Source organism: Streptomyces sp. S.PB5, from assembly GCF_030403745.1.
GTDB lineage: Bacteria > Actinomycetota > Actinomycetes > Streptomycetales > Streptomycetaceae > Streptomyces.
This window is the reverse complement of the sequence record NZ_JAQMWP010000035.1, coordinates 1-13852: the sequence shown is the minus strand read 5'-3', so window position 1 is coordinate 13852 and position 13852 is coordinate 1. Positions and strand designations below refer to the sequence as shown.

Annotated in this window: 10 protein-coding genes and 4 pseudogenes; 9 read left to right on the top strand and 5 right to left on the bottom strand. The window is 66.4% G+C overall.

Annotated features, from left to right (window positions below; genetic code table 11):
* Positions 1-8: 8 nt before the first annotated feature.
* Positions 9-1220 (bottom strand): RNA-guided endonuclease TnpB family protein, encoded by a 1212-nt coding sequence (locus PH203_RS47040; RefSeq protein WP_289928858.1) that lies wholly within the window; start codon positions 1218-1220, stop codon positions 9-11.
* Positions 1221-1381: 161 nt separating this feature from the next.
* On the opposite strand from PH203_RS47040, the gene PH203_RS47035 reads away from it, so the two are divergent.
* Both PH203_RS47035 and PH203_RS47030 read left to right on the top strand, forming a co-directional pair.
* A complete protein-coding gene (locus PH203_RS47035) occupies positions 1382-2362 on the top strand; it encodes a sugar ABC transporter permease (protein ID WP_289928856.1) in 981 nt (326 codons plus the stop codon).
* The gene (locus tag PH203_RS47030; protein WP_289928854.1) at positions 2363-3187 is read left to right on the top strand and encodes a carbohydrate ABC transporter permease; all 825 of its coding nucleotides are present in this window, start codon (positions 2363-2365) and stop codon (positions 3185-3187) included.
* Positions 3188-3775: 588 nt separating this feature from the next.
* Here the strand turns inward: PH203_RS47030 and PH203_RS47025 are convergent.
* Positions 3776-3981 (bottom strand): annotated as a pseudogene (locus PH203_RS47025) (MFS transporter); the annotation flags it as partial.
* Positions 3982-4300: 319 nt separating this feature from the next.
* On the opposite strand from PH203_RS47025, the pseudogene PH203_RS47020 reads away from it, so the two are divergent.
* Positions 4301-4964, top strand: a pseudogene (locus PH203_RS47020) (PP2C family protein-serine/threonine phosphatase); the annotation flags it as partial.
* Between the two features lie 530 nt (positions 4965-5494).
* Positions 5495-5884, top strand: a complete 390-nt coding sequence (locus tag PH203_RS47015) for a MarR family transcriptional regulator (RefSeq protein ID WP_289928853.1) — start codon at positions 5495-5497, stop codon at positions 5882-5884.
* Positions 5885-6252: 368 nt separating this feature from the next.
* Here PH203_RS47015 and PH203_RS47010 read toward each other — a convergent pair.
* Positions 6253-6378: pseudogene (locus PH203_RS47010) on the bottom strand (IS30 family transposase); the annotation flags it as partial.
* Between the two features lie 364 nt (positions 6379-6742).
* On the opposite strand from PH203_RS47010, the gene PH203_RS47005 reads away from it, so the two are divergent.
* Positions 6743-7582, top strand: a complete 840-nt coding sequence (locus PH203_RS47005) for an IS5 family transposase (RefSeq protein ID WP_289928852.1) — start codon at positions 6743-6745, stop codon at positions 7580-7582.
* Positions 7583-7844: 262 nt separating this feature from the next.
* Here the strand turns inward: PH203_RS47005 and PH203_RS47000 are convergent, their stop codons facing one another.
* Positions 7845-9017: an IS4 family transposase gene (locus tag PH203_RS47000; RefSeq protein WP_289928851.1), complete on the bottom strand. Its 1173-nt coding sequence runs from the start codon at positions 9015-9017 to the stop codon at positions 7845-7847.
* Positions 9018-9294: 277 nt separating this feature from the next.
* Between PH203_RS47000 and PH203_RS46995 the strand changes: the two genes are divergently transcribed.
* From PH203_RS46995 to PH203_RS46980, 4 genes are all read left to right on the top strand, one after another.
* Positions 9295-10482 carry a CE1758 family FMN-dependent luciferase-like monooxygenase gene (locus tag PH203_RS46995; RefSeq protein WP_289928849.1) on the top strand — a complete coding sequence of 396 codons (1188 nt, stop codon included), beginning with the start codon at positions 9295-9297 and terminating at the stop codon, positions 10480-10482.
* A gap of 3 nt (positions 10483-10485) precedes the next feature.
* Positions 10486-11232: a CE1759 family FMN reductase gene (locus PH203_RS46990; RefSeq protein ID WP_289928846.1), complete on the top strand. Its 747-nt coding sequence runs from the start codon at positions 10486-10488 to the stop codon at positions 11230-11232.
* Positions 11233-11524: 292 nt separating this feature from the next.
* Positions 11525-11995, top strand: a complete 471-nt coding sequence (locus PH203_RS46985) for a flavodoxin domain-containing protein (protein WP_289928844.1) — start codon at positions 11525-11527, stop codon at positions 11993-11995.
* Positions 11996-12041: 46 nt separating this feature from the next.
* Positions 12042-12482, top strand: a complete 441-nt coding sequence (locus tag PH203_RS46980) for a MarR family transcriptional regulator (protein WP_289928907.1) — start codon at positions 12042-12044, stop codon at positions 12480-12482.
* Positions 12483-12555: 73 nt separating this feature from the next.
* Here the strand turns inward: PH203_RS46980 and PH203_RS46975 are convergent.
* Positions 12556-13662, bottom strand: a pseudogene (locus PH203_RS46975) (transposase).
* Positions 13663-13852: the final 190 nt, after the last annotated feature.

Genomic DNA, 13852 nt, shown 5'->3' with positions numbered 1-13852 from the left:
TCCCCCGCCTAAAGGCGGGGGATTCCAGCGGTCGCCCGCTGGGGTTCCTGCTTCACCGACGACCGCCCCGTCCGGGAGGACTCCCGTTGAGGTCTTACACCGTCTCCACAGGCAGAGGCCGCCAGCCCGGCGGCCAGGATATTGCGTGCCGCGTTCAGGTCGCGGTCATGCACCACACCGCAGTGCTCGCACGTCCATGTACGGACATGCAACGGCAGCTGCGCCGCGACCGTGCCGCAGTTTCCGCACAGCTTCGAGCTGGGGAAGAAGCGGTCGATCACGACGAGTTCGCGCCCATACCAGGCACACTTGTACTCCAGCATCATGCGCAGCTGCGTCCAGGCCGCATCCGAGAGGGCGCGCGCCAGGTGCCCGTTCTTCAGCAGGTTGCGGACGGTGAGGTCCTCGATCACGACCGTTTGGTTCTCGCGGACGAGTCGAGTCGACAGCTTGTGCAGGAAGTCCCGGCGCCTATCGGCGATCCGCGCATGGACCTTGGCCGCCCTGCGTCGGGCTTTCTCCCGGTTGGCGGAGCCCTTCGTCTTGCGGGACAGCTCCCGTTGCGCCTTGGCGAGACGGGCCCGGTCGCGGCGCTCGTGTCGCGGGTTGGTGATCTTCTCCCCGGTGGACAGGGTCACCAGGGAGGTGATCCCGGCATCCAGGCCGACCGCGTTCGTGGTGGCGGGAGCGGGCGTGATGGTGTCCTCGCACAGCAGGGACACGAACCAGCGGCCCGCCGCATCCCGGGACACGGTCACCGTGGTCGGTACCGCGCCCTCAGGCAGCGGCCGCGACCAGCGGATGTCTACGGGCTGCGTCATCTTCGCCAAAGTCAGGTTCCCCTCGCGCCAGGTGAAGGCGCTGCGGGTGTACTCGGCCGACGCCCGGGACTTCTTCCGCGACTTGTAGCGCGGGTACTGCGCCCGCTTGGCGAAGAAGTTCCCGAACGCCGTCTGCAGATGCCGCAGCGCCTGCTGCAGCGGAACGGAGGACACCTCCGCCAGGAAGGCCAGCTCCTCGGTCTTCTTCCACTGCGTCAGCGCGGCCGAGGCCTGCACGTAGGAGATGCGGCGCTGCTCGCCGTACCAGGCCCGGGTGCGCTCCTCCAGCGCCTTGTTGTACACCAGGCGGACGCAGCCGAACGTGCGCGACAGCTCCGCCGCCTGCTCGTGGGTGGGGTAAAAGCGGTACTTGAACGCCCGCTTGACCTGCCGCGCCATACCTCACACGCTATCAAATTCCGTGTGAACCAAGGGTGTTGGCCGGCTGTCGGCCAACGCCGGTGCGCCCTGGCGGCCAACCGGCTCTCCCTGCCCTGCTCCGCAGGAACTTCGCTTCCTCCCCCGGCTGAAGCCGGGGGTATCCACGAAGGAGAGACCCGATGACCCAGGCCGCCGAGGGGGTGAGGCGCGGACGAACGGTGAAGTCTGTGTCCCGGCGTGCCGCAGCAGCGCCGCACTCCTCGACAAGCCGTGCTCCCCGCGCTCTGCGGGGAGCACACCGGGCCCGCTGGAGCGGCTGGCTCTTCGTCCTGCCGGCGCTGGCCGTGTACGGGTTCTTCGTTCTAAAGCCCCTGCTGACGACGTTTCAGTATTCCTTCTACCACTGGGACGGCATCGGCCCCTCGCAGTGGGCCGGGCTCGACAACTACCGCACCGTACTCACCGATCCCGACCTCCTCGAGATCATCCTCCACGCCTTCATCCTGATCATCTTCTTCAGCTTCGTCCCCGTCGTACTCGGTCTGATCGTGGCAAGCCTCATCCACCGGGTCACCAGAGGGCCGCTCGGCACCGTGGCCCGTACGGTTCTCTTCCTTCCCCAGGTCATCCCGCTCGTGGCCGCGGGTATCGCGTGGAGCTGGGTCCTCAGCACGACGGGCATGGTCAACCAGGTCCTGAACGCCGTCGGCCTCGACCGCTACTCCCGTGCCTGGCTGGGCGAGTTCGACACGGCGCTGCCCGCGGTCGGTGTGATCGGGGCATGGGTGCTGCTGGGCCTGTGCACCATCCTGCTGGTGACCGGAATGAGCAAGATCGACCCGACCCTGTACGAGGCCGCGCGGATCGACGGAGCGGGCTCGGTACGCGAGTTCTTCGCGGTCACCCTGCCCAGCCTGCGCCGGGAGATCGGTATCTGCCTCACCGTCACCGTCATCGCCGCACTGGCGAGCTTCGACATCGTCTACATCTCGACCAGCGGTGGCCCCGGAACCGCCACCACCGTGCCGGGACTGGAGATCTACCGGCTGGCCTTCTCCCAGCGCCAGGTCGGGCTCGCCTCGGCGCTCGCCGTGGTCCTCATGGTTCTCGTCCTGGTCTGTGTGCTGCCCATTCAGCGGCTGTCCCGAGAGGGCAAGTGAATGAACATCAGCCGACGCGAGGTGATCACCGGCAGGGTCTTCCTCGTCCTGCTCATGATCGTCACCCTCCTGCCGTTCGTGAGCATGCTCTCCGCCGCCCTGCAGCCCCGCGGGACGGTGCCCTCCGGCCTCGAATGGCCCGCACACCCGCACTGGGGGAACTTCGTCGACGCGTTCGACGTGGCCAACATGGGCGCCCTGTTGAAGTCCAGTCTGCTGATCGTGCTGGGCGTGGTACCGGCGGCCGTGGTCATCGCGACCATGGCGGGCTTCGGCCTCGGGCATCTCAGGGTGCGCGGCGGTGGCATCGCGCTCGCGGTGCTGCTGCTGGGGCTGACCATGCCGTTCGAGGCGGTCATCACCCCGATCTACTACCAGATCAAGGACCTTGGTCTGCTCAACACCCGATGGGCCATCATCCTTCCGCTGATCGGCCTCTACATGCCGTTCGCGGTCTACTGGATGCGCGCCCACTTCCTCAACGTGCCTCAGGAACTGTCGGAGGCGGCACGGGTCGACGGCGCGTCGACCTGGCAGCTGTTCTGGCGCGTCCACATCCCGCTGGCACGGCCGGCCATCTCGTCCCTGACGATCCTGTTGTTCCTGTGGACCTGGAACCAGTTCCTGCTGTCCATCGTGCTGGTCGACGACCCTTCCGAGCGGACCATGGCCGGAGCGCTCGGGGCGTTCCAGGGCCAGTGGGGCACGGACCTGGTCCTGCTGTGCGCCGGTTCACTGCTCATTCTCACCCCGACACTCGTGGTCTTCCTCATCTTCCAGCGGCAGTTCATCGCCGCGTTGCTGCAGGGATCCGTCAAGGGCTGAGGGGGAGGCGGGGCCTGCGGAATGCGGCGAACTGGCTGCTCGTCCTGTGGGCGTTCATCGCCTGCATCCGGCTGCATCCGGCTGTGCCTGGGCCGGCTCCTCGTGGCGGACGCATATCGACCACCTGTTCACTCAGGCCCCTGGCGAGGCCGGGCAGTCGTCTCGTACGGCGAAGTCGCCAAGGGGCTGCGGATCTGCCACTGGGCGGCACTGGACCCTGGCGGACAGGAGAGGGGCCCATGCGGGCTGACCCTGTACAGGGGTTGTCGTGAGGAGCCTGCTTGACGCCTTCGGGGGTCGCCTGACCGTGTTCTCGCCCGGCCGCCCGGCTTCCGGCCTGCCCACCCTTGTGAGGCACCTCGGACCGGTCCGGTCCAGGACCGCCTGAGTCCGGCTGAAGTGACGGCCCGTTGGCAGTCCGTGTCTGCCCAGGATCGGCTCCGGCGCCGTGCAGACCTTCTGAGAGTCGCAGAGCTTCTGGACGCCACTGCCGCGTACGACGTCTCCGACCGTGCCCTCGACCTCGCCGTCGATCTCGCTCGAGACCTCGACCTCGATCTCGCCCGCGACCTCGCCGTCGAACTCGACCTGCCATGGCACAGACAGCCAGTCGTACGTATCGCCGGCGAATGTCACCAAGATCATCAGCAGCGACACGGCGGCGGTGATGAAGGAGGCGCGGGCCCCCAGTCGACCTTGACCTCGCGTCGACTGTGCGGCAGCCGCAGCGTGCGCTGCAGTACCGCCAGGGGGATGCCGGCGTACAGACACCAGCGCCAGCCGAGCCAGGACGAGCAATTGCCAAGAGTTGTGGACCTCGTGGCGTGAGGGCGGGTCAGACACTCGTGGTGTGCCCTCTCCCGGCTCTCATCCGGGGCTGCCCCAGCCGGTCGTCTCTCGTCGAAGTACAGGCAGAAGGGATGGCCGGCCGGGTCGAAGAGCACCCGGACGTTCTCCTGCGGCTGGAACTCCGCCACCGTGGCGCCAGGGCGACGGCCTCGGCGACCGCCGAGTCCAGATCGCCTACCTGGAAGTCAAAGTGCATCATCGGACGCGGCTCCCCCTCGACCGGCGGCCACACCGGCGGCCGACGGCCCTTTGCCTGCTGGAAGTGAATTGCAGGAGGTCAACGAACGCCTGCGTGGGGCCCATGCGCGCGAACGCGAGGTCGCCCTGGCCCTGCAGGCAGCGATGCTGCCTGCCCCGACGCCGGTCGAGCACCACAGCGCAGCCGTCCGCTACCGGCCGCCGTCGGCACCCTGAACGTCTGTGGCGACTGGTACGACCTGGTCGACCTGCCCGGCGACCGCATCGCGGTCGCTGTCGGCGACGCCGTTGGCCACGGCCTGGAAGCGGCCGGTGTCATGGGCCAGCTGCGCAGCGCGCTGAGCGCGGCCGCCCGTGTCGCCGACGGTCCGGCCCGGGCACTGTACGCCCTTGGACTGTACGCCCGGTCGCCGGTGCGGAGTCGACCACAGTGGTGAAGACCTACATCGACCGGGACAGCCACACCGTCACGTACAGCAGCGCGGGCCACCCACCACCAGTGCTGCTCCACCCCGACGGCACGGTGACCTTCCTCGACCAGGCGACCGATCCGCCGCTTGGTGCGCGCCCTGAACATGTTCCCCGGCCGGAGTCCAGTACGGCCTTCGCCAAGGGCGCCACCCTGGTCCTCTACACCGACGGCCTGATCGAACGCCGCGACGAGGACATCGACGTCGGTCTGGCCCGCCTCGCCGACTCCCTCGTCCGCCACGGCCAAGCCAGCCCCGAGGCCTGACCAATATCTTGATCCGGAGGCTGGAAGAGTCCCGCGAGCAAGCCCTCCGCGCAACCCGCGGCGGAGCACGCCGCGTCGCCCCGGGCACAGGCCGCAAACCCAGCCTCACGCCCGCCGAGCAGATCCTGGTCACCATTCTCTACCTGCGAAAGCACTCTCTCCAGGAGCTCCTCGGGCGACTCTTCAGCACCACCGCCATGACCATCAGCCGTGCCGTCAGAGACGTCGTCCACTCCTCGACGCGCAAGGTGTCCACATCCCCGCCTCGACAGCCCGGTTGTGCACCCTGGACGACCAGATTCCTCGACTCGGGCAACCCCAAGATCAACTCAGCGTTTTGATTCCCGGCAAGCCTCAAGTCATGAAGCACACACGAAATGACGTCATCCGATGTGTCTGGCGGCCGATTGTGATCCACTTCAAGCCCGTGGGCACACCCAGCAGCAAGGTAGTCTGCTCCGGTGACGCCTGATGTTCCCTTGAGCCCAGCAGAGGAACGCCTTTGGCGTGCCCTTATGCGAGTGATGGTGGCCTTGCCCAAGGCCCTGGACGATGACCTCCTGAAGTCAACTGGGCTGACGATGTCCGAATACCAGGTTCTTATGCACCTCTCCGAGGCCGCCGAGCGCGAGATGCGCATGACAGAGTTGGCTGAGGCGACGGCACTGTCCGTCAGTCGGATCTCGCGAGTGGTCAATGCCATGCAGACGCGCGGCTGGGTCGAGAAGCGACGTGACGCGTTCGACGCGCGGGGCAGTGTGGCGACTTTGACGACCGAGGGACTGGGCCGGCTCGAGTCGGCCTATCCGACCAACCTGGCGAGCGCGCGCAACCGCGTCATCAAGCACCTCGACAAGAGGTCGCTGTCCCGCTTGGCCAGTCAACTCGAGGTCATCGCCACCCAGCTCGATTAGTCCCCTATTCGAATGTGTCAATCCCGTTCGATCCGAACGTGGAGACCTTCCCATGCAGCCAGCTCTTCGATGAGGCTGGCTCGGTGATCGTGTTCGTAGACGATCGGGCTCTTGAAGCCGCGCACGCTGTGTAGCCGCCTCGCGTTGTAGAAGTCGGTGATCCAGGTGGCGATCCTGATCCGGGCCTCGGCGCGGGTGGCGAAGGCGTGCCGGTGGACGTGTTCGACCTTGAAGACGCTGCTGAACGGCTCGCTAACGGCACAGTCAGCAGCACGATCTGACCCGGCCCATGGACGGGAAGACGCCCAGCCGGCGGCAGGCCCGCCGGAACTGCGGGGGCCGTACTCGGCGAGTTCAATTGGTCGTTGCACACCGGGTTGTTGCAGCGAGCGTAGCTGCTCTTCGAAGTCCTCGGCCGGCGTCCGCCAACCGAGGATCTTGCGGGGCCGGTTGTTGATCGCCATGGCGACGGCTTCGAGATCCGTGGACGACCACACCGTCGTTCGCCATCAGGTTCGGGAGCCGTCTCTGTCACTGAGTTCTTTGAGACGGGTCATCGATCGGGTGACGGGCAGAGGGCCGGGCCGCAACACACAGGGCTCCCGTGCCGTTGAGGTAGGTGTTCGTAGTCTCAGAGGGCGTTTATGCAGGTCAGGACCGGTAAGAGGCTTTCATCCGTGTCACATTTTGAGGCGTATGAGTGGATGGGTGGCTATCGAGCCTCCAGGAGCTGCGCACTCGACTGTCCGTCTCATCCGAGGTTGCGCCCTGAAGTTCGTCTGGTTCGAAAAGATCACGGAAACGCCTGAAGGGCGGCGGAACAGCGACTTCCGCTGTGATCCATGATCACGCTACCGCGTGAGCCAGCGGAAGCCGTACCCCAGCGACCTGTCCGACGCCCGATGGGCCCTGATCGAGCCGACGTTGACGGCCTGGCGGAATGCCCGGCTCGACCGCAGGCCCACCGGCCAGCCACCCAAAGTCGAACTCCGTGACGTGTTCGACGCGATTCTCTACCTGAACCGCACCGGAACCCCCTGGAAATACCTGCCGCACGACTTCCCGGGCCACGGCACCGTCTACTTCTACTACGCGGCCTGGCGCGACGAGGGAATCTTCAGTCAACTCAACTACGACCTCACGGGATTGGCCCGCGCGAAGGAGGGGCGCAAGCCCGAACCCACCGCCTCCGTCATCGACACCCAGAGCGTGAAGACCTCCACCAACGTGCCCGTGACCAGCCAGGGAACCGATGCCGCCAAGAAGATCGTAGGCCGCAAGCGCGGCATCCTGACCGACACGCTCGGCCTCATCCTCGCCGTGACCGTCACCGCCGCCGGCCTCCACGAGAACGCCCTGGGAATACGCCTCCTCGACCAGGCGAAGGAAACGTATCCGACCATCTCCAAGAGCTGGGTCGACACCGGATTCAAGAACGCCGTTGTCGAGCACGGAGCGAAGCTCGGAATCGACGTCGAAGTCGTCAACAGGAACCCCGGAGTTCGCGGATTTCACGTCGTGAAAAGGCGCTGGGTGGTGGAGCGGAGTATCGGGTGGATCATGATGCACCGTCGGCTCGCCCGCGACTACGAGACCCTCACCGCCAGCTCCGAAGCCATGATCCACATTGCATCGATCGACAACCTCGCCAAGCGCATATCGGACGAGACCACACCAACCTGGCGGGGTACTTACTAGGGCATAAGCGGCAACTCGGCTAGATTAACGCCCTCTAAGACCAATGCCGTTGCTTTACGTGGTTGAGGGTTGGGGTCGTTGGATGCGGACTGCCCGGGCGCCGGTGTGGGTGGGTTGGGGCCAGGTGTGGTGTCCGGCCCGTTTGAGCAGGTAGTTGGACATCTTGCGTTTGACGACGCGGGGCTGACTGCGCAGGCGTCTGTGTGGCAGGAGGCGTTCGAGCAGGTCGTGCTGGAGCAGGACAAGGGCTCTGACCAGCAGCTCAGGGGGAAAAGCTGCCCGGCGTGAGGGTCACGCTGCGCCGGGCGGAGCGCAGGGTTTCGGTGAAGGAGACCCGGTCCGGGTCCAGGCCCCGGGTGGCCGCGGTTCTGACCATCAGCTCGCGCAGGGCGTGGTGGACCAGCAGGTGGGCCCAGATCTGTTGCAGGACGCCGTCGGACGTCTTGCTGGTGAGCACGACGCGGGCGCCGCGTTGATGGGTCTTGAGCTCGGCGAAGACCGCCTCCGCCTCCCAGCGCTCCTGGTAGAGCGCGGCCAGCTGGCGGGCGGGATAGCGGCGGGCATCGAGCAGGCTGGTCACCAGCCGGTAGTCCTCGCCTTCGCGGCCGGTGCCGTGCAGCTGGTAGGCCAGCACCCGCACCCGGACCGGATCACGGTGCGCGGGGTCGCTGGTGGCGTGGATGCGCGAGAGCCAGGATCCGTCCCGCAGCATCCGCTCCACGGGCAGGACCCGGTTAGCGGGCACCCGCCACAACAGATCGGCACCACTGCCGGTGAAGGCCCGCCACAACGGCACGCCGAGGAACTCCCGGTCGGCCAGGACCAGCTCGCCGGGTCCGCAGGAGCGGGGCAGGCGGCCCACCAGGGTCACTTCGCCGGTGCGGCAGCCGGCCACCTCCGCATCCAGCACGAGATGGGTGCCCACCTCGATCAGACAGGCCATCCGCACCTGGGGAAAGGAGGACTTGTCGGGGCCGCGGCCGTTTCCGGGACGGCCGAACGCGGCCTCATTCGCCGCGCTGTCGGCCACGTCCCAGCACGTGCCGTCCACCGCCAGCAGCCGCAGCCCCCGCCAGAAGCACCCCGGGGTGGCCTCGGTGCCCATCGGCTCCGTGGTCGCGGCGAACAACACCCGCAACGGCTCCGATCCCAGCCGCTGACGAGCCCGAAACAGCGACGACTTCGCCGGGATGCGCCACTCGCCCAGCAGCCCCTGGCTCCGCAGGCCTTCGACCAGATGCCGCATCACCTCCAGATACGGAGCCGGCGAGAACAGGGCGAGAGCGAGCACGAAATACACCACCAGCCGGGCCGGCAGCAGACGTCTGCGCTGCTCGCCACGACCGCACGCGGCCACCACACGATCCACCAGCCCAGGCTGATACACCCAGGTCAGCAGCCCCAACCCCGATAACTCACCGACATCCGCAGACACCCGCACCACCCCCGGCAAGCACTACGCAGCAGCGTACGCCGCAGACTAAAACAACGGCATTGCCTCTAAGACCACAAGTAAAATGATGCGTACGCAAGCATCTTTCTGTTATGTTTGCTTGCGCACGCTCACCTTCGACTCGCGATGCAGGGGAGCATGCGACGCGCGGGCCCGCACATCAGGGTCCGGTCCGCCGTTCAGTGCCGACCCGGCCCTGCCGGCATCTGTCAGGTGCAGCAGTCACTGTGCGGCACCTGGCCGCAGAAAGGTGCAAACCATGGAATTCGGAATATTTTCTGTCAGTGACGTCACTCGTGACCCTGTTACGGGTTACACGCCCAGTGAGGCCGAGCGCATCGATGCGATGGTGCGCGTCGCCGAGCGCGCGGACCAGGTTGGGCTGGATGTCTTCGCCATCGGCGAGCACCACAACCCTCCCTTCTTCTCGTCTTCGCCGCCCACACTGCTCGGGCACATAGCGGCGCGCACCGAGCGCATCACGCTCAGTACCTCCGTCACGCTGATCACGACCAACGACCCGGTGCGGATCGCCGAGGAATACGCGATGCTGCAGCACCTGGCCAAGGGCCGTGTCGACCTGATGGTCGGCCGCGGCAACACCGTTCAGGTCTACCCGTGGTTCGGCCACGACATCCGCAAGGGGCTGCACCTCGCTCTGGAGAACTACAACCTGCTGCACCGACTGTGGCGGGAAGACGTAGTGGATTGGGAGGGGCAGTTCCGAACCGCACTGCAGGGGTTCACTTCCACGCCCCGGCCGCTGGACGACGTGCCCCCCTTCGTCTGGCACGGTTCCATCCGCACCCCCGAGATCGCGGAACAGGCCGCCTACTACGGCAACGGGTTCTTCGCCAACAACGTGCTGGCCCCGTATGGACACTTCGACCAGCTCATCAACTTCTACCGTGACCGCTTTGCCCACTACGGCCACGGGACCCGCGAGCAGGCCATTGTCGGACTGGGCGGCCACGCCTTCATCGCCAAGAACTCCCAGGATGCGATCAAGCGGTTCCGCCCCTACTTCGAGTCCTTTCCCCTGTTCAGGGGGAACTCTCTGGACGACTACATGACGAGCACTCCGCTCTCGGTGGGCAGTCCTCAACTGGTCATCGACAAGACCATGGACTTCCGGCAGCGCTACGGCGACTATCAGCGCCAGCTGTACAACATCGATCTTCTGGGTCTGCCGGTGGAGGCAGCGCTGGAGCAGGTCGAGCTTCTGGGCACCGAGGTCGTGCCCGTCCTCCGCAAGGAGATGGCATCGGTCCGCACGCCCGGCGCTCCCGACACGCCTACGCACGCGAGCCTGGTCAAGGCCAAGTACGGCGACGCCACTCCTCGCCAGCCTCGGCCGAATCCCAACCGCGGCGACAACGTCACGGGAACCTCGCCGTACGAGGACAGCGATCCCGCCCTCACCCCCCACTACCCCACGATTGGCTGAGGCATGACTGATCCCACGTCTCCCGACCGGAACAGTGCCGGGGAGCCGGCCGCCGAGCCGCTCTCCCTGGTCGTCGTCAGCGGAGGGACGGGCGCTCCCTCGTCCTCGCGGCTCCTAGCCGACCGCATCGCGCAGAGGACCGTGGATCTGCTTCGTCAGCAGGGCCGGGCGACCACGATTCACATCATCGAGCTCGCCCCGATCGCGACGAACATCGCGCAGGCCATCGTCTCCGGCTTCCACGACGAACCGCTCAAGGCCGCCATCCGGCAACTGGCCGCAGCGGACGGTGTGATCGCTGTGTCGCCGGTCTACACCGCTGGTCTGAGCGGACTGTTCAAATCGTTCTTCGACATTCTCGACAATGATCTCATCGTGGCCAAACCCATCGTGCTCGCCGCGACGGCCGGCAGTGCTCGTCACGCGCTGGTCATCGACGGTCAGTTGCGCCCCATGCTGGCGTTCATGCGCGCGCTCGCGGTCCCGACCTCGGTGTTCGCAGCACCGGAGGACTGGGGAGCCTCGGAGCTCGGTGAGCGCACCGGTCGTGCGGCGACCGAACTCGCGGTGCTCATGACGGCCGGCGTGGGCACCACCATCGCCGACCGAGCATGGACGGGATATCAGCACCGCTTCGGTGGTAACTCGACTCGCGCGGAACAGACGGCGTCCGATGTCGACTTCGACACGCCCCTGATGCGACTTGCCGCCGGTGGCGTCCAACCTCATCCGGAACGAGCGGCGACCTGATCAGCGTCCGGCAGCAAGCACTCGGGAGCTGTGGTATTGCTGGCCGGTTCTTCCCTCTTCCCGCTGCTTACGGAGCGGCTCGACGCCCGTCGTGGGGCCGTTTCGCCCGGGGACATTAGATTGCGCGCGCAAGCAATATCTAGCGTATGCTCACACACGCAGGCTATGTAGTGCGGATATCTCAGCGGGGCTCTTCCCGTGTATGCGGGCGCCCCCTCTCCTCGCACATCACCCAAGAGTTACTTGCGAGAGACAGCCACCGAGGCGCTCTCCTGATGAAATGGACGAGCTCATGTCCGAGGCTCTCAAGCCGAATGTTGCTGTTGTCTACTACTCGTCGACCGGTACGGTGCATCAGCTGGCGGAGACGATCGGCACCGGTGCTTCGGAGGCGGGTGCGGAGGTGCGGCTGCTGCGTGTCGACGAGTTGGCGCCGAAGGAAGTGATCGCGAATGTCCAGCCGTGGGCCGATCACACGGCGGCCACCGCGCACATCCCGGTCGCAACCTTGGCCTCCCAGCTGCACGGCGGCCAGGAGTCCACCCTGCTCGCCCTGTGCAACTCCACCTACTACTTCGGCGGCTTCGTCGTGCCCCCGGGCTTCACCGACCCGGTCAAGTTCGCCGACGGCACCTCCCACGTCACCGGCGCCCAGGGAGAGATACCCGTCGACAGCACCGCCCGCGCCTCCGGCGCCTTGCAGGGGCGCCGCATCGCCGACGTCGCCCGCACCCTCAAGGCCGGCCGCGCCGCAACCGCATAACTCACACCAGAGCTCGGGGTGGAGAGGTGGCTACCAAGTGACAACAATGCCTCTGTCGTCCGACGAGGAACGTCTGTGGCGGGCCTTGATGCGCGCCATGGTGGCTCTTCCCAAGATGCTGGACGATGACTTGCTGGCAGCCACCGGGCTGACGCTGTCCGAGTACTCGGTACTGATGCACCTTTCCGAAGCCGAACACGGCAATCTGCGCATGACTGATCTCGCAGTCGCGACCGCACTTTCCCTCAGCCGTATCTCGCGCGTCGTGAGTGCCCTGCAGGCCAGGGGGTGGGTGGTGAAGCAACAGCACAGTCGTGACGCCCGGTGCAGTGTGGCGATCTTGACGGACGAGGGTCTGCAGCGCCTCGAGTCCGCTTACCCGTCGTTGCTGATGAGCGCCCGCAGGCGCGTGGTCGATCACGTGAACAATGAGTCGATCGCTGCAGCTGCAGATCATTTCGAGGAGATCGCCTCCGCCTTGCCGTGAGCCTGCGGTCGCAGGGACTCGCACAGGGCTGCCACACCGGCCAGCGGTCATGCTGTTGAAGGGGCCCCAGGGGCTATCGACGGTGTCTGGGAGCCGGGTTCCGTGCGCTGGTCGCGTGGGCCGACCTCCGCTGGACCGTCTCGGTTGCCTTTGCGATCTCCTGAACAGGACGGCTGCTCGTTGCAGTGGGCAGGGGATTGCAGCCAGGGTGAAGCTGGTCACGTCGGCTGGAGTGGTGTATTGACGGCCACTCGGTGATCTCGTTGTTCAGCCGCTCCTGCGGATTGTTCGACCAGATCTGCCGCCAGATCTCCCGGGGAAACGCGGTGAACGCCGGCACGTCGCCCTGGGCGGCACCCAAGTGGGCGGCTTCTTTGGGGAACTTGGCCTCCAGGGCGTCCAGGACGTGCCGCATCTGGGCCTGGACGGCGTCGGTGTCGGGTTGTTCGAAGATGGTCCGCAGCGAGGTGGCCACCCAGGGCTGGGCCGACTTGGGCACCTGGCTCAGCAGCGCGCGGGCGTAGTGAGTTCGGTATCGCTGCCAGCTCGCGCCGGGCAGGGTGGCGCCGATCGCGTTGACCAGACCGGTGTGCGTCGGGGATGACCAGTTGGACCCCGGACAGGCCGCGGGCGATCAGTGAGCGCAGGAAGGCCAGCCAGTCGGCGCCGTTCCCTCGGCGGTGGCCACGTCCAGACTGAGGATCTCGCGGTGTCCGTCCGCGTTGACGCCCACCGCGATGAGCGCGTGGACGTTGATGATGCGACCGCCCTCGCGGACCTTCTGGGTCAGCGCGTCCACCCACACGAATGTGTAAGGGCTGGCGTCCAAGGGACGGTTGCGGAAGGCGGCGACCTATTCGTCCACGTGCTTGACCATGGCCTGCTCGGCCTGCCGACGTCGTCCCAGCAGCCAGTGCGGGAAGTAACTCCCGGACCTGAGCTTCGGGATGGCCAGTTCGACGGTGCCGGCCCGCGGGTCCCATTCGCGCGGGCGATATCCGTTGCGGTGATTGACTCTCTCGTCGCTGACCTGCCCGTATGTGGCATTACAGAGAGCGTCGGCCTCCGCGGACATGAGCGCGTCGGCGAATGTCTTGACCATCGCGCGCAGATCGGGACTCGCCGCGGCGAGGTTGTCCTCAGCGAGGGCGGGCAGGGGCAGACTGTCGGGTGCGGTCATCGTGCTGATCTCCTTCGGGCTTCGACACCTCGAAGATCAGCTAGTTCGATGCGCCAGAAATCTGGGACGTAAGTGGCTAGGGTGTTCTTATGTCGCCGGGGCCTCGTGCTGTTGAAGTCGTGTTGTCTGCTGAGGAGTTCGCGGAGCTGACGCGTTGGGCCGACGGGGCGGAAGGCGCTCGGCTGGCTGA

Bases quoted from the DNA above. Each gene is read 5' to 3' on its own strand.
- PH203_RS46990 (WP_289928846.1), top strand. From the start codon at position 10,486: ATGACTGATCCCACGTCTCCCGACCGGAACAGTGCCGGGGAGCCGGCC.
- PH203_RS46980 (WP_289928907.1), top strand. From the start codon at position 12,042: ATGCCTCTGTCGTCCGACGAGGAACGTCTGTGGCGGGCCTTGATGCGC.
- PH203_RS47030 (WP_289928854.1), top strand. From the start codon at position 2,363: ATGAACATCAGCCGACGCGAGGTGATCACCGGCAGGGTCTTCCTCGTC.
- PH203_RS47015 (WP_289928853.1), top strand. From the start codon at position 5,495: ATGGTGGCCTTGCCCAAGGCCCTGGACGATGACCTCCTGAAGTCAACT.
- PH203_RS47040 (WP_289928858.1), bottom strand. From the start codon at position 1,220: ATGGCGCGGCAGGTCAAGCGGGCGTTCAAGTACCGCTTTTACCCCACC.
- PH203_RS46985 (WP_289928844.1), top strand. From the start codon at position 11,525: ATGTCCGAGGCTCTCAAGCCGAATGTTGCTGTTGTCTACTACTCGTCG.
- PH203_RS46995 (WP_289928849.1), top strand. From the start codon at position 9,295: ATGGAATTCGGAATATTTTCTGTCAGTGACGTCACTCGTGACCCTGTT.
- PH203_RS47035 (WP_289928856.1), top strand. From the start codon at position 1,382: ATGACCCAGGCCGCCGAGGGGGTGAGGCGCGGACGAACGGTGAAGTCT.